Origin of the sequence: Solimonas variicoloris DSM 15731, from assembly GCF_000382285.1 — a bacterium.
In the GTDB taxonomy this organism is placed as follows: domain Bacteria; phylum Pseudomonadota; class Gammaproteobacteria; order Nevskiales; family Nevskiaceae; genus Solimonas; species Solimonas variicoloris.
In genome coordinates, this window is sequence record NZ_KB907945.1 from 24,696 (window position 1) to 49,560 (window position 24,865).

21 protein-coding genes and 1 pseudogene are annotated in these 24,865 nt (G+C 70.0%); 15 read left to right on the forward strand and 7 right to left on the reverse strand.

From position 1 onward, the window contains the following. Positions 1-36 precede the first annotated feature (36 nt). From H149_RS0116715 to H149_RS0116760, 10 genes are all read left to right on the forward strand, one after another. Positions 37-849, forward strand: coding sequence for a glucose 1-dehydrogenase (locus H149_RS0116715; RefSeq protein ID WP_020650920.1), 813 nt, complete (start codon positions 37-39; stop codon positions 847-849). 10 nt (positions 850-859) lie between these two features. Next, a complete protein-coding gene (locus tag H149_RS0116720) occupies positions 860-1,687 on the forward strand; it encodes a hypothetical protein (protein WP_020650921.1) in 828 nt (275 codons plus the stop codon). Between the two features lie 15 nt (positions 1,688-1,702). Next, complete coding sequence (locus H149_RS21460; protein ID WP_020650922.1) at positions 1,703-2,620, forward strand: alpha/beta hydrolase; 918 nt, start codon at positions 1,703-1,705, stop codon at positions 2,618-2,620. Continuing rightward, on the forward strand, positions 2,617-3,090 hold the full coding sequence (locus tag H149_RS0116730) for a DUF3237 domain-containing protein (protein WP_020650923.1): 474 nt from the start codon (positions 2,617-2,619) through the stop codon (positions 3,088-3,090). Before H149_RS21460 ends, H149_RS0116730 begins: the two co-directional genes overlap by 4 nt. 45 nt (positions 3,091-3,135) lie before the next feature. Beyond that, complete coding sequence (locus H149_RS0116735; RefSeq protein WP_020650924.1) at positions 3,136-5,175, forward strand: acetoacetate--CoA ligase; 2,040 nt, start codon at positions 3,136-3,138, stop codon at positions 5,173-5,175. A gap of 15 nt (positions 5,176-5,190) precedes the next feature. Further along, a complete protein-coding gene (locus H149_RS0116740) occupies positions 5,191-5,952 on the forward strand; it encodes a glucose 1-dehydrogenase (RefSeq protein WP_020650925.1) in 762 nt (253 codons plus the stop codon). A 49-nt stretch (positions 5,953-6,001) separates the two neighbouring features. Then, on the forward strand, positions 6,002-7,138 hold the full coding sequence (locus H149_RS0116745; protein ID WP_020650926.1) for a DUF5938 domain-containing protein: 1,137 nt from the start codon (positions 6,002-6,004) through the stop codon (positions 7,136-7,138). Positions 7,139-7,152: 14 nt separating this feature from the next. Then, positions 7,153-9,177, forward strand: coding sequence for an acetoacetate--CoA ligase (locus H149_RS0116750; RefSeq protein WP_020650927.1), 2,025 nt, complete (start codon positions 7,153-7,155; stop codon positions 9,175-9,177). 85 nt (positions 9,178-9,262) lie between these two features. Continuing rightward, the gene (locus H149_RS0116755) at positions 9,263-10,111 is read left to right on the forward strand and encodes an SDR family oxidoreductase (protein ID WP_020650928.1); all 849 of its coding nucleotides are present in this window, start codon (positions 9,263-9,265) and stop codon (positions 10,109-10,111) included. 9 nt (positions 10,112-10,120) lie between these two features. Beyond that, positions 10,121-11,302 (forward strand): lipid-transfer protein, encoded by a 1,182-nt coding sequence (locus H149_RS0116760; RefSeq protein WP_020650929.1) that lies wholly within the window; start codon positions 10,121-10,123, stop codon positions 11,300-11,302. Between the two features lie 50 nt (positions 11,303-11,352). Here the strand turns inward: H149_RS0116760 and H149_RS0116765 are convergent, their stop codons facing one another. Continuing rightward, positions 11,353-14,064 carry a winged helix-turn-helix domain-containing protein gene (locus H149_RS0116765; RefSeq protein WP_020650930.1) on the reverse strand — a complete coding sequence of 904 codons (2,712 nt, stop codon included), beginning with the start codon at positions 14,062-14,064 and terminating at the stop codon, positions 11,353-11,355. A gap of 300 nt (positions 14,065-14,364) precedes the next feature. Here H149_RS0116765 and queA point away from each other — a divergent pair, with 300 nt between their 5' ends. After that, positions 14,365-15,408, forward strand: coding sequence for a tRNA preQ1(34) S-adenosylmethionine ribosyltransferase-isomerase QueA (gene queA, locus H149_RS0116770; protein ID WP_026353254.1), 1,044 nt, complete (start codon positions 14,365-14,367; stop codon positions 15,406-15,408). On the opposite strand, the gene H149_RS0116775 is transcribed toward queA, so the two are convergent. After that, on the reverse strand, positions 15,398-15,973 hold the full coding sequence (locus H149_RS0116775) for a DUF2937 family protein (RefSeq protein WP_020650932.1): 576 nt from the start codon (positions 15,971-15,973) through the stop codon (positions 15,398-15,400). The two genes, queA and H149_RS0116775, sit on opposite strands and share 11 nt — an antisense overlap. 166 nt (positions 15,974-16,139) lie before the next feature. Here H149_RS0116775 and H149_RS0116780 point away from each other — a divergent pair, with 166 nt between their 5' ends. Continuing rightward, positions 16,140-17,363: a tRNA guanosine(34) transglycosylase Tgt gene (locus H149_RS0116780; RefSeq protein ID WP_020650933.1), complete on the forward strand. Its 1,224-nt coding sequence runs from the start codon at positions 16,140-16,142 to the stop codon at positions 17,361-17,363. 313 nt (positions 17,364-17,676) lie between these two features. Here the strand turns inward: H149_RS0116780 and H149_RS0116785 are convergent, their stop codons facing one another. From H149_RS0116785 to H149_RS0116795, 3 genes are all read right to left on the reverse strand, one after another. Further along, positions 17,677-18,720 carry an IS110 family RNA-guided transposase gene (locus tag H149_RS0116785; RefSeq protein WP_026353255.1) on the reverse strand — a complete coding sequence of 348 codons (1,044 nt, stop codon included), beginning with the start codon at positions 18,718-18,720 and terminating at the stop codon, positions 17,677-17,679. 93 nt (positions 18,721-18,813) lie between these two features. Next, the gene (locus H149_RS0116790) at positions 18,814-20,316 is read right to left on the reverse strand and encodes a flavin monoamine oxidase family protein (protein ID WP_020650935.1); all 1,503 of its coding nucleotides are present in this window, start codon (positions 20,314-20,316) and stop codon (positions 18,814-18,816) included. A gap of 29 nt (positions 20,317-20,345) precedes the next feature. Continuing rightward, the gene (locus H149_RS0116795; protein ID WP_154654892.1) at positions 20,346-21,863 is read right to left on the reverse strand and encodes a hypothetical protein; all 1,518 of its coding nucleotides are present in this window, start codon (positions 21,861-21,863) and stop codon (positions 20,346-20,348) included. A gap of 190 nt (positions 21,864-22,053) precedes the next feature. Here H149_RS0116795 and H149_RS21465 point away from each other — a divergent pair, with 190 nt between their 5' ends. After that, positions 22,054-22,722 carry a TetR/AcrR family transcriptional regulator gene (locus H149_RS21465; RefSeq protein WP_020650937.1) on the forward strand — a complete coding sequence of 223 codons (669 nt, stop codon included), beginning with the start codon at positions 22,054-22,056 and terminating at the stop codon, positions 22,720-22,722. Positions 22,723-22,794: 72 nt separating this feature from the next. Continuing rightward, a complete protein-coding gene (gene ypfJ / locus H149_RS0116805) occupies positions 22,795-23,640 on the forward strand; it encodes a KPN_02809 family neutral zinc metallopeptidase (RefSeq protein WP_020650938.1) in 846 nt (281 codons plus the stop codon). A 72-nt stretch (positions 23,641-23,712) separates the two neighbouring features. Here ypfJ and H149_RS0116810 read toward each other — a convergent pair whose 3' ends face one another. Together H149_RS0116810 and H149_RS22895 are read right to left on the reverse strand one after the other, a co-directional pair. Then, positions 23,713-24,192, reverse strand: a complete 480-nt coding sequence (locus tag H149_RS0116810; protein WP_020650939.1) for a glutathione peroxidase — start codon at positions 24,190-24,192, stop codon at positions 23,713-23,715. Positions 24,193-24,261: 69 nt separating this feature from the next. Further along, the gene (locus tag H149_RS22895) at positions 24,262-24,690 is read right to left on the reverse strand and encodes an H-NS histone family protein (protein WP_211213627.1); all 429 of its coding nucleotides are present in this window, start codon (positions 24,688-24,690) and stop codon (positions 24,262-24,264) included. Here H149_RS22895 and H149_RS23430 point away from each other — a divergent pair. Beyond that, positions 24,690-24,865 (forward strand): annotated as a pseudogene (locus tag H149_RS23430) (IS5/IS1182 family transposase); the annotation flags it as partial. The gene H149_RS22895 and the pseudogene H149_RS23430 sit on opposite strands and share 1 nt — an antisense overlap.

The following is a 24,865-nucleotide window of genomic DNA, read 5'->3' on the forward strand; positions in this document are numbered from 1 at the left end:
GCTGACGACAACGACTATCACCAGGGGAGAGCTTCGATGACCGATTACGGCAAGCGGTTCCGTCTCGACGGCAAGGTGGCACTGGTCAGCGGCGCGGCGCGCGGCATCGGCGCCGAGATCGCGCTGGCGCTGGCGCAGGCCGGCGCGCGCGTGATCGTCAGCGATGTCGCCGACGGCGGCGGACGCGCGACGGCGCAGGCCATCGCCGCCGCCGGCGGCAGCGCCGACGCCTGCGTGCACGACGTCACCGTCGAGGCGCAGTGGGAGGCGGCGGTCGCGCTCGCGCAGCACCGCTACGGACGCCTCGACGTGCTCGTCAACAACGCCGGCATCGAGACCGCGGCGCTGCTCGCGCAGTGCACGCTCGACGACTTCCGCCGCGTCATGGACATCAACGTCAACGGCGTCTTCCTCGGCGTCAAGCATGCGATCCGGGCGATGGCCAAGCCGCAGGGGCAGGGCGGTTCGATCATCAATCTGTCGTCGGTCGCCGGCCTGATCGGCACGACCGGGCACGCCGCCTACCACACGTCCAAAGGCGCGGTGCGCCTGCTGACCAAGGCGGCGGCCGTCGAGTGCGCGCAGCTCGGCACCGGCATCCGCGTCAATTCCGTGCATCCGGCGATCGTCGCCACCGACATGGGCACGAACTTCATCCAGCACTTCGTCGATCTGGGGCTCGCGCCGGACTACGCGACGGCCGAGGCCGCGATCAAGGCCGCGCACCCGCTCGGCCGCTTCGGCGAGCCGGCCGACGTCGCCAGCGCCGTCGTCTATCTCGCCTCCGACGCCGCGCAGTGGGTGACCGGCACCGAGCTGGTGCTGGACGGCGGCTACACCGCGGCCTGAGCGCGCGACCATGAACCGCTTCGAAGAACTGCTCGCCGCGCGCGCGGCGCTGTGGCTGGACTACGCCGACTACGCCGGCGCGCTGCTCGCCGGCGGCAGCGCGCCCTGGCTCGACGCCTCGGCGCTGATCGCCTGGCAGCGCAAGGCGCAGGGCCTGCTGCGTTCCGACGTCGTCGAGCTGCCGCTCGGCGCCGTCGCCGCCGCCTGGCTCGCCGCGCACGCCCCGCTGCGCGAGGCCATGCGCGCCAAGCGCCGCGCCGTGTTCCCGCTGCGCACGCTGCTCGCCGACGAGGCCTGGCGCGCGCATCTGGCCGAGCTCGCCGGCGGCCTGCGCGCCAGCTTCGCGGCGCAGCCGCTGGCGCTGGCCTGCCCGTCGCCGCGGCGCTGGCTGCTCGACGCCTACCAGGCCGCGCACGGCGAGGCGCCGGAGATCGACGACGACGAGGTCGAAAGCGCCGCTGTCTATCTCGCCGACTTCCTGCGCTGCTTCGGCGAGACCGGCGTCGACCTGCTGCTGCTGCAGGAGTCGGCCGCCAGCGAGCCCGGCGAGGCCTCGGCGCTGGCCGCCTATCAGCCGGTGCTCAACGTCGCCGCGCACTATCGCTGGAGCGCCGGCCTGTCGGCGCCCGCCGGGCGCTACGCGGGCGGCGAGGCGCCGCTCGATTTCGTCGTCGCGCCGCAGCCGGCGGCGGCGCGCTACGCGGCGCAGCTGGTGCCGGCCGCGTACTGGAGCGGCGGCGAGGCGCCGCCGTGTCCGCCCGGCGGCTTCCGCTACGCCGGCATTCCCGGTGACGCGCAGCCCGAAGCCGTGCTGCAGCGCCTCGCGGCGCTGCGCTGAACGGGAGACGCGACGATGCATCTGCCGCCCCGCTTCGTGCCGCCGGCGCTGCGCCTGCTCAAGCGCGCGCTGCAGCCGGGCGTGCCGGTCGCCGTGCAGCGCGCGCTGTCGGCCGCCGCGCTGCGCGCGCTGCCGCCGCCGCGCGGCACCGAGCGCCGCCACGCCACGCTCGGCGGCGTGCCGGTCGAGCGGCTGCGCCGCCGCGGCACGCGGCCGACGACACGGATCCTCTATCTGCACGGCGGCGGCTACGTGCTCGGCTCGCCGGCCACGCATCGCGCCATCACCGTGCGCCTGGCGCTGCACAGCGGCGCGGAGCTGATCGTGCCGGACTACCGGCTCGCGCCCGAGCATCCGCATCCGGCCGCGCTCGACGACGCGCGCGAAGTCTGGCGCGCGCTGCTCGACGAGGTTGGCGACGCCGCGCGCATCGCCGTCGCCGGCGATTCGGCCGGCGGCGGCCTCGCGCTGGCGCTGGCGCTGGCCCTGCGCGACGCCGGCCAGGGCCTGCCGGCGGCGCTGGCGACGATTTCGCCGTGGACCGATCTGGCGCTGAGCGGCGCCAGCGTGCAGGCGCGCGCCGCGCGCGACCCGCTGCTGACGCCGGCCTGCGGCGCGCACTGGTCGGCGCTGTATCGCGGCGGCCTGGCCGCCGACACGCCGGCCTGCTCGCCGCTGTACGCCGATCCCGCCGGGTTGCCGCCGCTGCTGGTCCACGTCGGCAGCGAGGAAATCATCTACGACGACGCGCAGCGCTGGGTCGACAAGGCGCGCGCCGCCGGCGTCGCGGTGACGCTGCGCGAGTACGCCGGGCTCTGGCACGACTTCCACTTGCAGGCCGGGCTGCTGCGCGAGGCCGACGACGCGGTCGCCGAGATCGCTGCCTTCTGCGCCGCCGCGCTGGCCGCCGACACCGTCCGGGAGCGGACATGAACGACACCGATTTCGCATTGCGCGGCGAGCCGCTGTTTTCGATGCAGGCGACGCTGCAGGCGCCGCCCGAGCTGATCGGGCCGGTGCCGGAGGGCATCCGCGTGACCTTCTACGTCAGCGGCGGCCGCGTCGAGGGGCCGCGCCTGCGCGGCCGGCTGCGTCCGGTCGGCGCCGACTGGTTCACGCTGCGCCGCGACGGCGTCGGCCAGCTCGACGTGCGCGCGACCATCGAGACCGACGACGGCGCGCTGATCCAGGTCGATTACCCGGGCCTGACCGACGTCGGCGCCGACGCCTACGAGCGCTTCCTCGCCGGCGAGATGCCGCCGCGGCTGGCATTGCACACCGGCCCGCGGCTGCGCACGGCGCATCCGGACTACCAGTGGCTGCAGCGCCTGTACTGCGTCGGCGTCGGCGAGGCCGACCTGCAGACCTTCGAGGTCCGCTACCGGGTCTACGCGCTGCGCTAGCGCCGCCGGCAGGCCCTGGGCATACGAGAACAAGAGGAGAACGACATGGTGCAGGAAGGCGAGTTGCTGTGGACGCCGCGGCCCGAGTTCGCGGAGCGCTCGCAGATCGCCCGCTACCAGCGCTGGCTGCGCGAGCAGCGCGGCGTCGACACCGGCGACTACGCGGCGCTGTGGCGCTGGTCGGTCGACGAGCCCGAGGCCTTCTGGGCGACGATCTGGGACTACTTCGACGTGCAGTCCTCGGTGTCGTACTCGCAGGTGCTCGACCGCCGCGCGATGCCCGGCGCGAAGTGGTTCGAGAACTCGCGCGTCAACTACGCCGAGCATCTGCTGCGCCACGAGAAGACCGCGCCGGACGCGCCGGTCTTCCACCACCTGTCGGAGACGCGGCCGCTGGCGACGATGTCGTGGCGCGAGCTCGGCCGTCAGGTCCGCATCCTCGCCACACAGCTGCGTGCGCTCGGCGTGCGGCCGGGCGATCGCGTGGTGTCGTACATGCCGAACGTGCCGGAAACCGCGATCGCGATGATGGCGACGGTCGCGATCGGCGCGGTGTGGTCGTCGGCGGCGCCGGAGTTCGGCGTGCAGACCGTCATCGAGCGCTTCTCGCAGATCGAGCCCAAGGTGCTGTTCGCGGCCGACGGCTACCGCTTCGGCGGCAAGGACTTTTCACGCGAGGCCGAGGTGCGCCGCATCGTCGATGCACTGCCGTCGCTGCAGACGCTGATCTGGCTGCCGTACCTGCAGCCCGACGCGGCGCCGCCGGCCTGGCCGGCGCTGCGCCGCTGGGACGATCTGCTGGCGCAGCCGGAAGTGCCGGCCGAGTCGTTCCGCTACGAGCACGTCGCCTGGGACCATCCGCTGTGGGTGGTGTTCTCGTCGGGCACCACCGGCCTGCCGAAGGCGATCGTGCACAGCCACGTCGGTGCGCTGCTCGAGCATCTCAAGCTGATGCACTTCCACCTGAATCTCGGCCCGGATTCGGTGATGTTCTTCTACAGCACCACCGGCTGGATGATGTGGAACCTGCTGCTGGCGGCGCTGCTCACCGGCAGCGCGATCGTGCTCTACGACGGCAATCCGGCGCATCCGTCGCCGGATTTCCTCTGGCAGCTCGCCGCCGACACCGGCACGACCAGCTTCGGCGCCAGCCCGACCTACGTGCAGATGATGGAGAAAGCCGGCCTGGTGCCCGGCGAGCGCTTCGACCTGTCGCGGCTGGAGTCGATCGTCGTCGCCGGCGCGCCGTCGACGCCGGAGACCTTCGCCTGGTTCTACCGCTGCGTGAAGAAGGATCTGTGGGTGACCTCGCAGTCCGGCGGCACCGAGCTGTGCAGCGGCTTCGTCGGCGCCGCGCCGACGCTGCCGGTGCATGCCGGCGAGATCCAGACGCGCCTGCTCGGCATGGACGTGCGTGCCTGGAGCGACGATGGCCGCGAACTCGTCGACGAAGTCGGCGAGCTGGTCGTGACCACGCCGTTTCCGTCGATGCCGGTGCGCTTCTGGAACGACGAAGGCGGCAAGCGCTATCGCGAATCGTACTTCGAGGCCTTCGATCACATCCGCCCCGGCATCTGGCGGCATGGTGACTTCATCAAGATCAACGCGCGCGGCGGCTGCTACATCTACGGCCGTTCGGATTCGACGCTAAACCGCTACGGCGTGCGCATCGGCACCGCCGAGATCTACCGCGCGGTCGAACAGGTGCCGGAAGTCGCCGACAGCCTGATCGTCTGCTGCGAACTGCCGGGCGGCAATTTCTTCATGCCGCTGTTCGTGCGCCTCAAGCCCGGCATCGAGCTCGACGAGGCGCTCGTGCGCCGCATCAACGCGCGCCTGCGCGAGGACTGCAGCCCGCGCCACGTGCCCGACAAGATCTACGCGGTCGCCGCCGTGCCGTACACGCTGACCGGCAAGAAGATGGAAGTGCCGGTGCGCAAGCTCTTGATGGGCTGGCCGCTCGAAAAGGCCGCGAGCCGCGACGCGATGATGAATCCCGAGGCGATCGACTGGTTCGTGCGCTTCGCTGCCGAGAGCCGCGACTACGACTGGCGCGGTGCCGCGCCGGCCTCGGCGCAGGCCTGAAAGGAGACCGCGAACATGGGGCGAGTACAGGACAAGGTCTGCGTCGTCACCGGCGGTGCCCGCGGTCTCGGGCTCGCCGCCGCCGAAGCGCTGCTCGCCGAGGGCGCACGCGTGCTGCTCACCGACGTCGACCGCGCCGCCGGCGAGGCCGAGGCGCGGCGGCTCGGCGCGCGCGCGCGTTTTCGCGTGCAGGACGTCACCGACGCCGCGCAGTGGGCGGCGACGCTCGACGCGGCGTTCGCCGAGTGGGGGCGTCTCGACGTGCTCGTCAACAACGCCGGCATCGCCGGCATCGCCGACGTCGAGCGCATCTCGCTCGCCGACTGGCAGCGCACGCTCGACATCAATCTGAGCGGCGTGTTTCTCGGCACGCAGGCGGCGATCGCGCGCATGAAGGCCGGCGGTGGCTCGATCGTCAACATCGCCTCGATCGAAGGCCTGATCGGCGAGCCGCTGATTCCCGCCTACAACGCCAGCAAGGGCGGCGTGCGCCTGTTCACGCGCTCGGCGGCGGTGCACTGCGCGCGCAGCGGCTATCCGGTGCGCATCAACAACGTCTGCCCCGGCTTCGCCGAGACGCAGATGGTGGCCGGCGCGCTGGCGTCGATGGCGCCGGACGACGCGCAGAACTTCGCGGCGCGCACGCTGGCGCGCATTCCGCTCGGCCGCTTCGCGCGGCCGGCCGAGATCGCCGCCTGCGTGCTGTTCCTGGCGTCGGACGAATCGAGCTACGTGACCGGCGCCGACCTCGTCGTCGACGGCGGCATGACCGCCTGAGCGCGGCAATCCCGAACGACAACGACATCCGCAGAATCCGAGGAGAACCATGAGCAAGAAGCCCGTCGTCATCTATGGCGTCACCGGCTACACCGGCCGCCTCGTCGCCGAATACCTGCGCGAGCATCGCGTGCCGTTCGTCGCCGCCGGCCGCGACGCCAGGCGCATCAGGGAAGTGCTCGACCGCGTGCCGGGCATCGAGAGCGCCGATTACGAGATCGCCGAAGTCGAGCACACGGTCGAGGCGCTGACCAAGCTGATGCAGGGCGCCAAGGTCATGTGCAACATGGTCGGCCCGTTCATGAAGTACGGCGACGAGGCGGTCGAGGCCTGCCTCAACGCCGGCGCGCACTACACCGACACCAACGGCGAGCAGAACTGGATGATGCACGCCGAGGCGAAGTGGGGGCAGAAGTTCGCCGACAAGAACCTGCTGCTGGCGCCGGGCATCGCGCAGATGTACACGACCGGCGAGATCGCCGCGAACCTGTGCCTGGAGACGCCGGGACTCGACACGCTCGACATCCTGGTGCTGTGGAAGGGCTTCCCGACCTACGCCTCGACGCAGACGATCTTCAGCATCCTCACCGCGAACTTCTACTACCTCGAAGGCAACCAGTACGTGCAGTGGTTGCCGACGGCGAAGTCGGAGGTCGTCGTGCCGGGCCAGCACGAGACGGCGATGGCCCTGCCCTGGGGCGGCACCGCGCATCCGGTATGGTTCAAGAACGATCCGCGCGTCGCCAACGTCAAGGCGCAGGGCGGCGTGTTCGCGCGCGCGGTGATGGAAGGCGTGGTGCAGATCGCCGCGGTGGTCGAGGAGCAGATCAAGCCGCTGCCGAAGGACCAGGCCGAGAAGAAGCTTTCGGAGATGGCGGCGAGCCTGCAGGCCGGCATGCCGCCGCGCGAGAATCCGCGCGAGAACACCTCGGTCGACTCGGTGCACGCCAGCGGCCCGCTCGGCCGCGCGCACTGCGTGATCCACGGTGTCTGCAACTACAAGCAGACCGGCCTGCTGCAGGCCTACGCCGCCTATCACCTGCTGCAGGCGCCGCCGAAGCGCTACGGCTTCGCGTCGGGTTGTCAGGCCTTCGGTCATCGCGAGCTGCTCGGCGTGCTGCAGAGCTTCGGTCTGGTGTCGCGCCCGGAGCTCACGGTCAACGCCGCGTCGGCGCGCATCGGCTGACGGGCGCGCACGCCATGGCCGGCCTGGGTGTTGCGCCCGCCGCCGCGCGCGTCGCGGAAGGCGAATGCCTGTGGACGCCGCCGCCGGAGCAGGTGGCGGCGGCGGCGGTCGAGGATTTCCGGCACTGGGTCAACGCCCATCACGGCCTCGATCTCGACGACTACGCGGCGCTGTGGCGCTGGTCGGTCGACGAACCGGAGGTGTTCTGGGCGGCGATCTGGCGCTACTTCTGCATCGTCAGCGAGACGCCGTACCGGCGCGTGCTCGATCGCCGCACGATGCCCGGTGCGCAGTGGTTCGAGGGCGCGCGCGTCAACTACGCCGAGCATCTGCTGCGTCACGAGGACGCCGATCCGGACGCGCCGGCGCTGCTGTACGCCTCCGAGCTGCGCACACCGGGCCAGCTGAGCCGGCGCGAGCTCGGCCATCGCGTGCGCGTGCTGGCGACGCGGCTGCGCGCGCTCGGCATCCGCCCCGGCGACCGCGTCGGTGCGTACATGCCGAACATTCCGGAGACCGCGATCGCGATGCTGGCGACGACGGCGATCGGCGCGGTGTGGACGGCGGCCTCGCCGGAGTTCGGCGCGCGCACCGTGATCGACCGCTTCGGCCAGCTGGCGCCGAAGCTGCTGTTCGCCGTCGACGGCTACCGCTTCGGCGGCGAGGACTTCGCACGCGGCGAGCAGGTCGCGGCGATCGTCGCCGGCCTGCCCAGCGTCGAGCACGTGGTCTGGCTCGACTATCTCGCGCCCGGCGCGGCGCCGCCGCTGCCCGGCGCCCGGCGCTGGTCGGAACTGGCCGACGGCCCCGAGCCGGCGACGTTCGCATACGAGCGCGTCGCCCACGACCATCCGCTGTGGGTGCTGTTCTCGTCGGGCACCACCGGCCTGCCGAAGGCGGTCGTGCACAGCCACGTCGGCATCCTCGTCGAGCACTGCAAGCTGACCGCGTTCCACGTCGGCCTGCGTCCCGGCGACCGGCCGCTGTATCACTCGACGTCCGGCTGGATGATGTGGAACGTGCTGCTCGCGAGCCTGCTGCAGGGCGCCGCACCGGTGCTCTACGACGGCTCGCCGATCGGGCCCGATCCCGAGGTGCTGTGGAAGCTCGTCGAGCAGCTGCGCGTCACGCATTTCGGCACCAGTCCGAGCTTCGCGCAGATCATGCAGAAGAACGGCCTGCGGCCGCGCCTGCACTACGATCTGGCGGCGCTGCGCATGGTGCTGCTCGCCGGCTCGCCGTCGGTGCCCGAGACCTTCGCGTGGTTTTACGACGAGGTGAAGCCGGATCTGTGGGTGACCTCGCAGAGCGGCGGCACCGAGATCGCCTCGGCCTTCGTCGGCGCGGTGCCGACGCTGCCGGTCTACGCCGGCGAGATCCAGACGCGCCTGCTCGGCATGGACGTCGAGGTCTGGAACGAGTACGGCCAGCCGGTCGTCGACCAGACCGGCGAGCTGGTCGTGCGCACGCCCTGTCCGTCGATGCCGATCCGCTTCTGGAACGACGACGACGGCCAGCGCTACTGGGAGTCGTATTTCGCGACCTGGCCCGGCGTCTGGCGCCACGGCGACTCGACCAAGATCAACGCGCGCGGCGGCGTCTACATCTACGGTCGCAGCGATTCGACGCTGAACCGCTACGGGGTCTGCATCGGCACCGCCGAGATCTACCGCAGCGTCGAGCGCATCGACGAGGTGGTCGACAGCATCATCGTCTGCTGCGAGCTCGCCGGCGGCCGCTTCTTCATGCCGATGTTCGTCAAGCTGCGCGCCGGCGTCGAGCTCGACGAGGCGATGCGCGACCGCATCCGCCGCCAGCTGCGCCTCGACTGCAGTCCGCGCCATGTCCCCGACCAGCTGTACCGCGTCGACGAGATTCCGTACACGCTGACCGGCAAGAAGATGGAAGTGCCGGTGCGTCGCCTGCTGAGCGGCTGGCCGCTGGAAAAATCGGCGAGCCGCGACGCGATGCTGAATCCGGCGGCGATCGACTGGTTCGTGCGCTTTCGCGCCGACAACCGCGTGATGCTGAGCAGCTGACGGCGCGTCGCGCGATCCGCCCATTTCCCGAACCCACGTCCCGCGCCGGAGCGGGACTTCACACCCACAACGGAGCGGCACGTCCATGGTTCAAGCGGCATCGGCAGCAGCAGCGGCGTCACTGGCCGGCAAGACCCTGTTCATCACCGGCGCGAGCCGCGGCATCGGCAAGGCGATCGCCCTGCGCGCGGCGCGCGACGGCGCCCGCATCGTCGTCGCCGCCAAGACCGCCGAGCCCGATGCGCGCCTGCCGGGCACGATCCACAGCGCCGCGGCGGAGATCGTCGCCGCCGGCGGCGAGGCGCTGCCGCTGCAGGTCGACATCCGCGACGAGGCGCAGGTGCAGGACGCCGTCGCCCGTGCGGCCGCGTATTTCGGCGGCATCGACATCCTCGTCAACAACGCCAGCGCGATCAGCCTGACGCGCGCCGAGGCGACGCCGCTGAAGCGCTACGACCTGATGATGGACATCAACGTGCGCGGCGCCTTCGTCTGCACGCAGGCCTGTCTGCCGCAGCTGCGCCGCGCCGCCAATCCGCACGTGCTGCTGCTGGCGCCGCCGCTCGACCCCGATCCGCGCTGGTTCGCGCAGCACGCCGCGTACACCGTCTCGAAGTACGCGATGAGCCTGCTCGGTCGCGGCCTCGCCGCCGAGCTGCGCGACGACGGCATCGCCGTCAACACGCTGTGGCCGCGCACGCTGATCGAGACGTCGGCGCTGAAAGTGCCCGGTCTCGACGGCACCGGCGACGGCCGCACGCCGCAGATCATGGCCGACGCCGCCTACCGCATCCTGACGCGGCCGTCGCGCCAGTTCAGCGGCCATGCCTGTCTCGACGAAACGGTGCTGCGCGAAGCCGGCGTCGACGACTTCGACCCGTATCTGGCCCGGCCGGGCACGACGCCCGCGCTCGACCTGTTCGTCTCCGCCTGAGGGCAAGCCATGCAACGTCCCGTCCACGTCATCGGCGTCGGCATGACGCCGTTCGTCAAGCCCGGCAGCAGCCCGGATTATCCGGAGATGGCGCGCGTCGCCGGCCGCACCGCGCTGGCCGACGCCGGCGTCGCTTACGACGACATCGAACAGGCCTACGCCGGCTACGTCTACGGCGATTCGACCAGCGGCCAGCGCGCCGTCTACGAACTGGGCCTGAGCGGCATTCCGGTCGTCAACGTCAACAACAACTGCTCGACCGGTTCGAGCGCGCTGTACCTCGCGCGTCAGGCGATCGAAGGCGGACTCGCCGACTGCGTGCTGGCGATCGGCTTCGAGAAGATGGAGCGCGGCGCGCTCGGCGAGAAGTACGCCGACCGCGAGGCGCCGCTCGGCCGCCACCTGGCGACCATGCACGCGGCGCAGGCGCCGTCGTCGGCGCCGATGGTGGCGCAGATGTTCGGCGGCGCCGGCCGCGAATACCGCGAGCGCTACGGCGCCAGCCGCGAGACCTTCGCCCGTATCACCGTCAAGGCGCGCCGCCACGCGCAGCACAATCCGAACGCGCTGTTCCGCACGCCGCTCGACGTCGAGGCGGTGCTGGCCTCGGAGGCGGTCTACGATCCGCTGACGCGCCTGCAGTGCTGTCCGCCGACCTGCGGCGCCGCCGCCGCCGTGCTCTGCTCTGACGCGTTCCTGCGCCGGCTGCGCGACGCGCGGCCGGTGCGCATCGCCGCGCAGGCGATGACCACCGACTACGCGAGCAGCTTCGAGCCGCCGTCGATGATCCGCATGGTCGGCAGCGAGCTGACACGGCAGGCGGCGCAGCGCGTCTACGCCGAGGCCGGCATCGGCCCGGACGAGGTCGACGTCATTGAGCTGCACGACTGCTTCACCACCAACGAGATCATCAGCTACGAAGGCCTCGGCCTGTGCGGCGAAGGCGAGGCCGAGCGCCTCGTCGCCGACGGCGACAACAGCTATGGCGGACGCTGGGTCGTCAATCCGTCGGGCGGCCTGCTGTCGAAGGGGCATCCGCTCGGCGCGACCGGCCTGGCGCAATGCGCCGAGCTGGTCTGGCAGTTGCGCGGCGAGGCCGGACCGCGCCAGGTCGAGGGCGCACGCGTCGCGCTGCAGCACAATCTCGGCCTCGGCGGCGCCTGCGTCGTGACCCTGTACCGGCGCGACTAGAGCCGGGCCCGCATCGCGCGCGCTGCGCCCGTCGTCGCGGTGCGCGCGCTTCAGCGCAGCAGCGCCATCTGCCGCGCCGCGTTGATCGCCTGCAGGCGACTGCTGACGGCGAGCTTCGAGTAGATGTTCTTGAGGTGGAACTTGACGGTGTTCTCGGAGACGAAGATGCGCCGCGCCATCTCCTTGTTCGACACGCCGTTGGCGAGATAGACGAGGATTTCCTTCTCGCGGTCGGTCAGCGGTTCGAGCGGCTGGAAGCTGCCCATCGCCGGCGCCGGTCCGGCCGGGTCGGCGCCGAGTCCGGTCGCCGCCAGCAGCCGGCCGACGAAGTCGTGCAGCGTCGCCTGCGCGGCGTCGCCAGCGGCTTCCTGGGCGAGGCGGCCGTGCTCGTCGCGCAGCAGCGGCAGCAGCGCTTCGCCTTCGTCGAGGAACAGGCGCACGTAGCCTTCCGGCGCGGCCAGCTGCAGCGCGCGATGCAGGCTGCGGCGCGCGGCGTTGTCGCTGCCACGGCGCTGCAGCGCCAGCGTCTCCAGCGTCAGCAGCTTGATGAGCCGGTACTGGCGGCGCTGCTTCTGTGCCAGGGCAATCTCGTCGGCGAGGCGCGGCAGCATGCTTTCGGCCTGGCCGGTGTGGATCGCCAGGCGAATCGCGCCGAGCGCGTCGCCCTCGATCATTTCCGAATAGATCATGCCGCCGTCCGGCAGCTCGAATTCCGGCTGCCGCGGGATGCGGCTGGCGAGCGCCTGCGCGCGTTCCGGTTCGCCGGCGAGCAGGGCGCCGCGCACCCGTTCCCACGCAGCGATGCGCAGCAGGCGCGGCCAGCCGGCGCTGTGGGCGAGCTGCTCGGCTTCGCCGAACACCTCGTCGGCGCGGTTGCTGCGGCCGTGCGCGAGCTGGATGCGGCCCATCGCCACGTAGCCGAGCGCGAGGAAGTCGAGCAGCACGGAGTCGGCGATGACATCGTGGAACTGCAGGAACATCGACTCGGCGAGATCGAGTTCGCCGCACTCGTACAGCGCGTGCACGTAGCAGGCCGCCAGCGAGGCGGCGGCGAAGGACTTGTCGAGGTCCAGATGCTGCTCGGCGAGGCCGCTGCGGTAGAGGTTCAGGGTGTCGACCAGACGACCCTGCATGAACAGGCTGATGCCGTGCACGGCGACCGTATAGCCGCCGCTGAACGCGGCGTCGCCGCGGCGGTTGTAAGTCTGCGCCAGCTGCAGCATCTCGCGCTCGGCGTCGAAGTCGGCGACCGACAGCAGGCGGTAGCCGGCGAGGTTGGCGGCGGCACCGAGCTCGAAGGCGCGAAAGCCTTCCGGCTTGAGATCGCGGATCGCGACGTCGCGGATGATCTCGAACGCCAGCGGCACGTCATCGACGACCATCGCCAGCATCGAGCGCACGACGCTGGCGTCGACGCGGTGTTCGGCGGCCGCTTCGAGCGTCGGCAGCAGCGGCCGCAGCTTGTGGTGGCGGCGCAGGAAGACCAGCGCCCAGGCGATCTTCACCGCCAGCGCCGGCCGCCGCGCGATCTCCTCGAGCGGCAGCGCATCCGACCAGCGCTCGACGGTCGCCAGGTTGGCGTCGACGATCAGGCGGTCGATCCACTCGCTCATGATGTCGCCGGCGAAGGCGTAGTCGTGCGCGGCGATGGCGTGATGCACGGCGTCCTCGTGCATCTCGTGGCGGTGGAACCAGTCGGCGGCGCGCTGGTGCACGGTCTGCAGCAGATCCGGCTCGTCGAGCCGCGTCTGGTCGGCGAGGAACGACGAGAACAGCGTGTGGTACTTGAACCAGCTGAGGTCCGAGTCGAGACAGCGCAGGAACAGCCCGGAGCGTTCGAGGAACAGCAGGATGCTCTGCGAGTCCTGCCAGCCGGTGACGTGATCGCACAGGCCTGCCGACAGGCGCGTCAGCACCGAGGTCTGGCGCAGGAAATGCTGGATGCGCGGCGGCTGCAGGCTCAGCACGTTGTCGGCGAGGTATTCGGCGAGTTCGCGCGGCTTCGGTGAACTCGCGCCGCTCAGCGAACGGCGCACCGACGGGCTGGCGAGGCTGAGGCGGAACAGCTGCAGCGCCGCCGGCCAGCCTTCGGTCTGGCGGTAGATGGCGTCGAGCTCCTGGCGGTTGATGCCGAGCTCGCGCGCCTGGCCGAAGAACAGCTCGGCCTCGTCCGGCGAGAAGCGCAGGTCGTCGGCGCGCAGCACCAGCGCCTGGTTGTTGACGACGAAGCGCGCCAGGCCGATTTCCGGCAGCGCGCGCGTGCCGATGAACAGGGTGACGTTGTCCGGCAGGCGTTCGAGCAGCTCGCGGAACATCGCCAGCGCGGCGCGGTTGTTGAGCGCCTGGAACTCGTCGAGGAACAGGTGCACCGGGGCATCGAAGCGGGCCAGCCGGCTCGCCGCCCAGTCGGACAGGCGCCGGCGGCCGCCGCTGCCGGCCTCGCTCTCGTCGTTGCCGCCGTCGGCGCCCGGCAGCGATTCGATCAGCGCCTGCAGGTGGCCGCCGAGGCGGCGCATGTCGTTGTCGGCCTCGTCGAAACTGAGCCAGGCGCTGACCGCGCCGCGCGTCTCGCCGAGGCTCTTGGCCTGCTGCAGCAGCGTCGACTTGCCGTGCCCGGCCGGCGCCTGGATGACGACGGCGCTGTACGGCGGCGCGCGCAGCATCCGCCCCAGCAGCTGATCGCGCTGAATGGCGCCCGGATACGAGGGCGGGGCGAAGAACTTGTGGGTAAAGACTTCGCTTGGATGTGCGTTTGCATCCATGGCTTCGGCTGCTCTCCTCAGACGCCGAATTCGTTCTGTGGACTATAGCGTAGCGATGCCGCGCTGCCGCGGCTGTAGGACACCGTCCATCGGACCACGCCGGCGGCGCAGGCAGGCTCAGGTTCTGAGCCATGCCCCGCCTAAGCTGCGCAACGGCTGATCGTTCTTCAGCCACTTCGTAGCGTCTCACCTGATCCTGGCCCGCCTCGCGCGGGCCTCTTTTTGTGCGTGTTGCGCGCGCGCCGCCGCGAGCGCTTCTGCGACAATACGCGGCCGCACCGCCGACCCGCGCCGCCGACCATGCGTCGTTCCGATTTCCAGTACGAACTGCCAGCCGAGCTGATCGCCCAGCATCCGACCGCCGCCCGCTCGGCGAGCCGCCTGCTGCACGTCGGCCGCGCGCTGGCCGATCGCCACATCGTCGACCTGCCGGCGCTGCTCGCGCCCGGCGACCTCGTCGTCTTCAACGATACGCGCGTCATTCCGGCGCGCGTCTACGGGCGCAAGCCGACCGGCGGCCACGTCGAAATCTTCGTCGAGCGCGTGCTCGACGGGCACGAATTCCTCGCCCAGCTCGGCGTCAGCAAGAAGCCGAAGGCCGGCGGCGTGATCGAAGTCGGCACGGACCGTCTGACGGTGCTCGGCCGCGACGACGATCTGTTCCATCTGCGCTACGCCGGCGACGACGGCGTGATGGCGTTCCTGGAGCGCGCCGGCCGCCTGCCGCTGCCGCCGTACATCGCGCATGCGCCGGATGCGGTCGACGCCGAGCGCTACCAGACGCTGTTCGCGCGCGAGCCTGGTGCCGTCGCCGCGCCGACCGCCGGCCTGCATTTCGACGCCGCGCTGCTGCAGGCGCTCGCCGGGCGCGGCGTCGAGACGGCGACGCTGACGCTGCACGTCGGCGCCGGCACCTTCCAGCCGGTGCGCGTCGACGATCTCGCCGAGCATCGCATGCACGCCGAGCGCTATGCGATCGATGAAAAGCTGTGCGCGCAGCTGGCGGCGACGCGCGCGCGCGGCGGCAAGGTGGTGGCGATCGGCACGACCGTGACGCGTGCGCTCGAATCGGCCGCCGCCGCGCAGGACCGCGTCGGCACGCTGCTGCCGCAGAGCGGCGAGACGCGGCTGTTCATCACGCCGGGCTATCGTTTCCGGATCATCGACCGCCTGCTGACCAACTTCCATCTGCCGGAAAGCACGCTGCTGATGCTGGTCTGCGCGTACGGCGGCTACGAGCGGATGATGGCGGCGTACCGCCACGCGGTCGTGCAGCGCTACCGCTTCTTCAGCTACGGCGACGCGATGCTGATCGAGCCGGCGCCCGAGGCGCTTACAAGGTAGGCGCCTTGCGCTCGACCGCCGGTGGCGGCGTCGGGCGCGGCGCCGCCGCGCTGGTCGCGGGCGCCGACGCGCGCCGGCGCCGGACGCGCAGCGGCCAGCCGAGCAGATTGAAGACGCCGCTGAACAGTACGGCGCCGGCCAGGCCGCAGAGCAGGGCGTCGGTCGACAGCGGCAGGCCCGGCGTGAACGCGGCCCAGGTCGCGGCGGCGATGCGGACGTCGAGATGGCCGGCCAGATACCAGAGCCGCTGGGCGAGGATTTCGTGTTCGAGGATCGCCAGGCCTGCGCGCATCTGCTGCTCGCGGGCGCGGTCGCGCTGCAGCTTGTCGCCGATCTCGCGCAGGCCCGGACCTGCCGACGCGTGCAGGTCGGCGATCAGGCGGTCGAAATCGCCGCCGTAGTGCGCGTCGGCGTTGCGCTGGTATTCGGCCAGGCTGTCGACCAGCGCCTGGTGGTAGCCGCCGTAGCGCTGCGTGTAGTGGTCGACGAACTGCGGCAGCTGCATCGCCAGCGCGAAGCCGGCGGCGAACAGCAGGCGGTCGAACAGGCCGAGCAGCAGTTTCATGGCGAGGCAGGCGTCCAGGTGAGGCCGGGTGCGTCGCGGCAGGGTGCCGGGCCGTCCGTGCGAGCGCAAGTGCAGCAGGGCCGCGCTGAACGGCGGCTGGCTGCACGCACCGCGCGCCGCCGTGGGACAATGCGCGCCGCTTCGTTTTCCGCCTGCGTACCGTCTCGTGAAGTTCGAACTGCTCAAACAATCCGCTGGCGCCCGCCGCGGCCGCCTGACCTTTGCCCGCGGCGTCGTCGAGACGCCGATCTTCATGCCGGTCGGCACCTACGGCACCGTCAAGAGCGTGACGCCGGAGGAGCTGCGCGAGGTCGGCAGCAAGATCATCCTCGGCAATACCTTCCACCTGATGCTGCGGCCGGGCGAGCAGTTGATCCAGCAGCGTTTCGGCAGCCTGCACGGCTTCATGCGCTGGGACGGGCCGATCCTGACCGATTCCGGCGGTTTCCAGGTCTGGTCGCTGTCCGGCCTGCGCAAAATCACCGAGGAAGGCGTGAAATTCGCGTCGCCGATCAACGGCGATCGCATCTTCCTGTCGCCGGAGCGCTCGATCGAGGTCCAGCACGGCCTCGGCTCGGACATCATCATGCAGTTCGATGAGTGCACGCCGTATCCGGCGACCGAGCCGCAGGCGCGCAAGTCGATGGAGCTGTCGGCGCGCTGGGCGGCGCGCTGCAAGGCGCGCCATCTCGAACTGGCGGCGACGCGCGCCGCGCTGCCGGTGCTGCAGCCGTTCGCGGCGCGTGACCCGGCGCTGCCCGGTCCGGGCGCGCTGTTCGGCATCGTGCAGGGCGGCATGCACGTCGAGCTGCGCCGCGAATCGCTGCAGCGGCTCGCCGCGATCGGCTTCGACGGCTACGCGGTTGGCGGGCTTTCGGTCGGCGAACCGGAAGACGAGCGCCTCAAGGTGCTGGACGCGATCGGTCCCGAGCTGCCGGCCGATCGCCCGCATTACCTGATGGGCGTCGGCACGCCGCGCGACATCGTGCAGGGCGTGGCGCGCGGCATCGACATGTTCGATTGCGTGATGCCGACGCGCAACGCGCGCAACGGCCATCTGTTCACCAGCGAAGGCGTGGTGAAGATCCGCAACGCGCAGCATCGCGACGATCCGCGGCCGCTCGACCCGGCCTGCGACTGCTACACCTGCCGGAACTATTCGCGCGCGTACCTGCATCATCTCGATCGCTGCGACGAGATGCTCGGCCCGCGCCTCAACACCATCCACAACCTGCACTATTACCTGAAGCTGGTCGAGCGCATTCGCGCGGCGATCGACGAAGACCGCTACGCAGCCTTCGCCGCAGCTTTCCTCGCGTCGCCAGAAGGCGCGCCGGCCAAGTCGAAGCAGGCGCCGGCCGGTACGGCCGACGCCGCAGTTTCGAGCTGAATCACCAGGGCCGGTTGACGCGATTAGCGTTAACAAGCATACATGGACTCCTCCCGCAAGCCCGCAGGTGAAGTGAATCGCTGATCGCTGGCGCGCGAAGGTGGTTGCAGTCGTACATTCGGCTTCATCGAGGGCCTGCGTTGCAGGCCGAGCCTTCATGGAAATCCGCGCCGGGAGGGCCACACGCTCACAACGAGCTTTGCATCGCTCAAGCTTGTTATCGGCTTTCTCTTCCGGACGGTCCGACCGTCTACGCCATGATCTGCTGTCTTCTCCTGCGCAACCGCTGGAAAGGTTTGGGTCCTGCTCCCGATCAGGCGGCGGCAGCCGCCTGATTCGGATCAAATACCGTGCCGTGCCGCCACGTGGCCCAGGCGATGCGGGCGATCTTGTTGGCCAAGGCGCACGTGGCCTTGTTATGGTTCGTTCGCTCTTTGAGCGAAAGCGCCCATCGCTGCAGCGCGTTGAGCGGCTGTCCGGCCCGCTGCATCTGGCCCGCTCGCAAGAGCACGGCTCTGGCGCCGTGCGTGAGCAGCATGCGCACGTAGCGATCGCCACGCTTGCTGATGCCGCCGAGTTTTCGGATGTTGCCGCTGGAATGTTCGCGCGGCGTCAGGCCGAGCCACGAGGCGAGGTGTCGGCCGTCACGGAAGTGCTTGGCATCGTTGGCGCTGGCGTACAGCGCGGTCGCGGTCAAAAGGCCGATACCGGAAATGTCGCGTAGGTGTTCGATCACCGGGTTCTGCCGGCTGATCGTTTCAAGCTGGCGTTCGACCGCAACAATGCGCTGTTCAAGCTCGTGAATCTCGTCGAGCAGGGTCTGCAGGGCCGGGCGCAGCATCGGCGGCAGCGCTTCATCGCCGAGCGCATCCGGTATCTGCTTGAGCGCCGCGGCTGCACCGACGGGCAGGATCAGGCCGAACTCCCGCAGCAAGCCGCGCAGCGTGTTGATGCGCGCGGTACGTGTTTCCATCCAGGCACTGCGGCAGCGATGCAGGCCTTGGATCGCTTGATGCTCGGTCGTCTTCACCGGCACCGGCAGAATCTCCGGATTCTTCGCCGCTTCCAGCATCGCCAGGCAGTCGGCCCGATCAGTCTTGTTACGACGGCGGTACGCACAGACGTACGGCACCGGCAGCAGCCGAACCGAATGGCCGATCCGTTCCATCACCCGCGCCCAGTGATGCGCACCCCCGCAGGCTTCCAGCACAAAAGCCGCCTTCTCTCGCGTCGCCAGGTACTCAGCAAACTGTGGCCGATTCAAGCGAAGCCGGCGCCGCACCTTGCCGGCCGCATCTGCCTCGGCAACCTCGAATACGAGCTTTGCGGTATCCACCGCGATGAGCGTAGATTCCATGTCCGGACTCCTCTCGTTGGTGAGCTGATGATTCGCATCTCCAGCTTGGCACTTCGATGCCGACCAAAACAGCGGGAGGAGTCCATTCCATCACTAGAGCAGCGCCGCGACTTCGCCGGCGGCGCGCTCGCCGGAGCGGATCGCGCCGTCGAAGTAGCCGTTCCAGACCTCGGCGGTTTCGGTGCCGGCCCAGTGCAGACGGCCGATCGGTGCGCGCAGCGCTTCGCCGTAGTCGAGCCAGACGCCCGGCGGGAAGTAGCCGGCATAGCAGCCGCGCGACCATTCCTCGTCGGCCCAGCTCTGCTCGATGTATTCGAGCGGATGGCGCGCGGCTTCGCCGAAGTAGCGCACGAAGCTGTCGATCACGCCCTGCATGCGCTGCTCGCGCGTCTGCCGCAGTGCGCGGCGGCCGTCCTCGCCCTCGATGAATCCCATCAGTACGCCGACGCTGGCGTCCGGCGGCGAGTTGTCAAAAGTCGTCTTGACCGGCCCGACGTCGCCGGTTGCCTGACCGTTGAGGCCGGCGTCGCGCCAGAACGGCTTGGCGTAGACGCATTGCGCCTTGATGACGGTGCCCATCGGCACGCGCTGCGTGAGCTGGTCGCGCAGGCCGTCGAGGATCGGCGCGTAGCGGATGCGGCCGGCGAGGGTGGGCGGCATGGCGATGATCGCGCGCCGGGCCTGCACGGCGAAGCCGGCGCCGCGCACGCTGACGCCGTCGTCATGCTGCTCGACGCGCTCGACCGGCGCGTTGAGCAGGATGCGCTGCGCGCCGAGCTGCTCGGCCATCGCCAGCGCGATGCGCTGCGAGCCGCCGACGATGCGCGAGTCCTGCGCGCCGCCCTCGGTGTTGACCAGCATGTCCAGCGAGCCGGCCGAATGGATGTAGAACAGCACGTGCAGCAGCGACAGGTCGCGCGGCTGCGCCGAGAACACCGCCTCGATGACGAGCTGCAGCAGCGAACGGCCGGTGTCGGTATAGAGGTTGTGGTCCATCCAGGTCTGGAAGGTCTGGCTGTCCCATTCGACCGCCTTGGCGGCCGTCCACGGCTTGTCGAGCGGCACCGACTCGGCCATGCGGTTGAGGCGCGTCATCGCGATCTGCGTGTCGATCGAGCCGAAGAACGCGCCGGGCGGGATGCGGCCGTCATATTCCGAGCGCGCGCCGTCGCGCACGTCGACCGATTTGCCTTGCGTCCAGCTCTTGAACGTCGACAGCTTCAGCTCCTTGATCATCGCCAGCACGCGGTCCTGGGTCGGGCCGACCCACTGGCCGCCGACCTCGACGACGGTGCCGGGACTGGCGCCGCGCACGCTGACGGCGTGGTTCAGCGTGCGGCCGCCAACGCGGTCGCGCGCCTCGACGACGAGCACCTCGCGGCCGGCGGCGCGCAGCTGGCGCGCAGCGGCGAGGCCGGCGAGGCCGGCGCCGACGATGACGACCTCGCAGTGACGCTCGCCGCTGGTGGCCGGCGTCGCGGTCGTTGCGCCAGGAGTGGTGGCGGGCGCGGCCTGAGCGCCGCCGGACAGCATGCCGGCGCCGAGCGCGGCGGCGCCGCCGAGCAGGCGGCGGCGGGAAAGATCCGGATGATCCATGAGTATTGCCGGTGGAGGTGAAGGGAAAATCAGCGCACGAGATCCGCCCAGACGGCGGTTTCGAGATAGTCGTTTTCGAGCGCGTCGCCGCTGCCCGGGGCCAGCGCGGCGCCGGTCGCGGCGAGCTGCGCGCGCGGCGCGTCGGCGCTGACCCACGGCGCCAGTTGCACGAACTCGCGTTTGTCACCCTGGAAGGCCTGATACCAGGCCACGTCGGTGCCGGATTCGAATTCGAGATTGCCGACGTAATGGCGCGGCGCGGCCGTGCCGCCGCGCTTGGTGATCGCCGTCTGGCCGTCGAACGGCAGATCGAGCAGATTGCCGACCAGGTGCGCGGTGATGTTGTAGCGGAAACCGACCTCGGGATCGGCGACCGTGCGCCAGGTCGACGCCATCCATTCGAGCGGCTGCCAGCCGCCGGCCTGATAGGCGGCCCAGCGGCCCGGATTGGCCTCGGCCTGGACGACGACGTCGACGCCGAGTGCATCCATGCACGGCATGTAGCTGACGGTGACGTCGGCGCAGGGCGCGAAGCCCGCGGGCGGCGCCGCGCCGAAGTCGTAGCCCCACTGGAATGCTGGCAGCGAAGTCGCGAAGCCGAGCCGGAAGCCGGCGAGCGGATAGCCGGCGGCGTTGGCGAGCGCTGCCGCGCCCGTGCTCGGGCCGGCGTCGAGGCCCAGCACTGCGGTCTCGATATCGGTCAGCGGCACCTTCTCGTTGCGGAACAGCAGATTCTTTTCGCCGCTCGGAGCGTTCGCGTCGACTTCGTCGGGGCCCCAGAGGTAGGTGGTGTTGGTGACGCGCGCGTCGGTCGCGACATAGACCTCGTCGACCGCGCCGAGATCGGGATCCTTGAACAGCGCGAGGTCGAGCGGCTCGCGCGAGGCCGCGTAACGCGCCTGATTGTTCGATGCGACGACGTAGACGCGGTAGTCGCGGGCGATATCGGAAAACGTCTGCGAGAACGCGCGCACGAAGGTGTCGGTCGCCGCCAGCAGCGCCTGCTTGCGTGCATCGAGCCCGGGAAAGCGGGCGCGGTAGGCGAGGATCTGCGGCAGGTAGCTGACGTTCAGCAGTGCCAGCGCGCCGAGCATGCTGAGCGGCAGCTGGTCGCCGACCGGCGCGCCGAGCGGCGAGCCGGCCAGCGCCCGCACCGCTGCGCCACGCGTGCCGGTGGCCAGCGTCATCAGACCGGCGTCCTCGTTGAAGACGACGAGCATCGGCAGGCCGGCGCGCATCTGCGGCACGGCGTGTTCCTCGATCAGACAGCGCATCTTGGTGCGGAACGTCGCGTAGTCGACGACGTGGCGGATCTCCTGCTTGTACTGCATGGCCACGACGCGCAGCGCCGCGCCGGAGGCGCCGTAGCCGCTCGCCGCCGCCCAGCGTGCGGGGCGCAAGGCGGCGCAGGTGTCGGCGCTCGGCCGCTCGATGTCCGGCGGCAGCAGCGCCTCGCCGCCGGCCGGCGCCTCGCTCGATGCACAGCCGCCCAGTGCCATGGCGGCCAGCGCCATGACGCCGGCCCAGGCGATCCCTGATCGTCGCATCCCCGCTTCCCCGTGTTGCAGGCATCCGGCCATTTATGCCGTACGCGTACGCAAAATATGGGGCAAGCACCGCGGCGCCGTCAACGTGCGCAAGCGCGACATGCGCCGGGGGCTGCGGGCCTGCCCCCTATAATGGCGCCGTCGTCATACGGCGACGCCCTTTACACGACGTCCAACCCGCATGCCCACGATGAAGCGCCCCGGTGGTCCGCGCTCTGCCGCGCCCGCCGCGCCCGCCGCGCCCGCCGCCACTTCGCGCCCGCGCGGCCGGCCGCGCCGCGATCCCGAGCAGGAGCAGCGGGTCCGCACTGAACTCGTCGCGGCGGCGCGGCGCCTGTTCGCCGACGAAGGATTCGAGGCGGTCAGCATGCGGCGCATCGCCGACGCCGCCGGCTGCGGCGCGATGACGCTGTACGGCTACTTCCGCAGCAAGAACGATCTGCTGCGCCACATCTGGGACGATTTCTTCGTCGAGATGTTCGAACAGATCGCGCGCGTGACGAGGCGCGGCACGCCGCGCGAGCGCCTGCGCAAGGCCTGTCTGGCTTACATCGACTACTGGTGTGCGCACCCGGAACGCTACCGCATGGTGTTCCTCAATCAGGACCAGGGCGGTGTCGGCGAAGCGCTGTACGTCGACAGCTCCAACATCGTCGAGCGCTTCGGCGTGTTCAGCGAGCTGATCGCCGCGATGCAGGCGCAGGGCAGCGCCCGCGCCGGCGCGCCGCAGGCGCTCGGCGAGGCGCTGATCTGCGCGCTGCTCGGCATCACGCATGCGCTGCTGACGATTCCGGAGTATCCGTGGCAGTCGCGCGAGCATTTGCTCGATGCCTGCCTGGGCATCGTCGATGCGCGCTGAGCCCGGAACCGGCGTTGCGCAGGCGCCCGCGCTCGGCGACGATCGCGGCCATGAGCAAGAGCGGAGGCGGCGATGAAATGGCGTGATGCGCGGCGCAGCGACAATGTCGTCGGCGCGGGTGGCCGCGGCGGCCTGCGGCTCGGCATCGGCGGCATCGCCGTCGTCGTCGTGCTCGGTCTGCTGCTCGGCCGCAGCCCGCTCGAAATGCTCGGCCTCGTGACGCAGATCGAGCAGCAGGCACCGGCCGGCGGCAGCGAGCAGGCGCTGCCGGACAACGAGACCACCGACTTCGTGCGCGCGATCCTCGGCGAGACCGAGGACATCTGGAGCGCGATCTTCGAGAAGGCCGGCGGCCACTACGAGGCGCCGAAGCTGGTGCTGTTCGCCGGCAGCGTGCAGACGGCCTGTGGCGGGGCCAGCGCGGCGTCCGGCCCGTTCTACTGTCCGGGCGACCAGCGCGTCTATCTCGACACCGGTTTCTTCGCCGACATGAAGGCGCGGCTCGGTGGCGGCGGCGATTTCGCATACGCCTACGTGATCGCCCACGAGGTCGGCCATCACGTGCAGAACCTGACCGGCGTGTTCGCGCGCACCGAGCAGGCCCGGCAGCAGGGAGCATCGATGCAGGGCGCCGACGGTCTGTCGGTGCGTCAGGAACTGCAGGCCGATTGCTACGCCGGGGTCTGGGCCAACCGCGCTCAGGCGCGGCACCAGTGGCTGGAAGCTGGCGACATCGAGGAAGCGCTGAATACCGCGTCGGCGATCGGCGATGACCGCCTGCAGCACGAAGCGCAGGGGACGATCGTGCCCGACGCGTTCACGCACGGAACCTCGGCGGAGCGCGTGCGCTGGTTCAAGACCGGCTTCGATTCGGGCGAGGTCGCGCGCTGCGATACGTTCTCGGCCGCGAGGCTCTAGCCGGAAGATTCATTGTCACGAAAAAAGCCGGCATCGCGCCGGCCTTTTTTCGTACCTGAACCGATCGGGGCTTCAGAGCAGCGCAGCGATCTCGCCGTCGATCTTCTCCGGCGTGTCCATCGAGCCGTAGCGCTTCACGACCTTGCCGCTCTTGTCGACCAGGAACTTGGTGAAGTTCCATTTGATCGCCTCGGTGCCGAGCACGCCCGGTGCCGAGCTCTTCAGGTGCTGGTACAGCGGATGGGCGCTGGCGCCGTTGACGTCGATCTTCGCGAACATCGGAAAGTCGACTTCATAGGTGAGCGAGCAGAAGTTCTTGATCTCGTTCTCGTCGCCGGGCTCCTGGTGGCCGAACTGGTCGCACGGAAAGCCGAGCACCGCGAAATCCTTGTCCTTGTACTTGCGCCACAGCGCCTCGAGCCCCTTGTACTGCGGGGTGAAACCGCATTTGCTCGCGACATTGACGATCAGCAGCACTTTGCCGCGATAGGCGTCGAGCTTTTGCGTCGCGCCGTCGATGGTCTTCGCTTCGAAATCGTAAACCGCCGTCATGATCGTCGCCCTCGGTATTTCGGGTTCACTTATAAGTGCCTTCATTCAGGAAGGCGTCTTATCAATACATTAAACCGCGAACTGGTCCCGGGATTTTCCGGCGGCTTCCGCCTCGGCGAGCCATTTCGGCGTGCGGCCGCGCCCCGTCCAGGACTCGCCCGTTGCTGGATTGCGATATTTTTCAGCGACTTTGCCGGTGCGGCGGGCGCGCTTGGCGGGCTTGGCGTCGAGCTCGAGGTCGGCGACGCTGATCCCGTACTGGGCCATTTTGTCCTTGATCTCGGCGATGACCTCCGTGATTTCCTTGTGGCGCAGCTCTTCGGCCTGGCGGGTGAGCGATTCGATCTGCTTCAGGAGGTCGCTGTAAGTGGTCGGCCCTGAACAACCCGCCCGCCCCTTACCCGGCGCGGGCTGAGCACCCTTGAGGCCTTGCCGAATCCTCCAGTTTCCAGTGCAATCGCATTCACTTTCTGGAAGATTTGGAGCGCAGGTTTTCAATGACCACCCCGGACTTTTTCCGCGCCCGGCTGGATGCGATGATCGATCTGCGTCACCCGCTCGCGGTATTGGCAACCCGCATGCCGTGGGCCGAGATCGAATCGGCGCTGGCGCCGTGCTTTGCCCGTCAGGACCGGCAGGGACGCCCGATCGAAGGCCTGGATCTGTTCGGCCC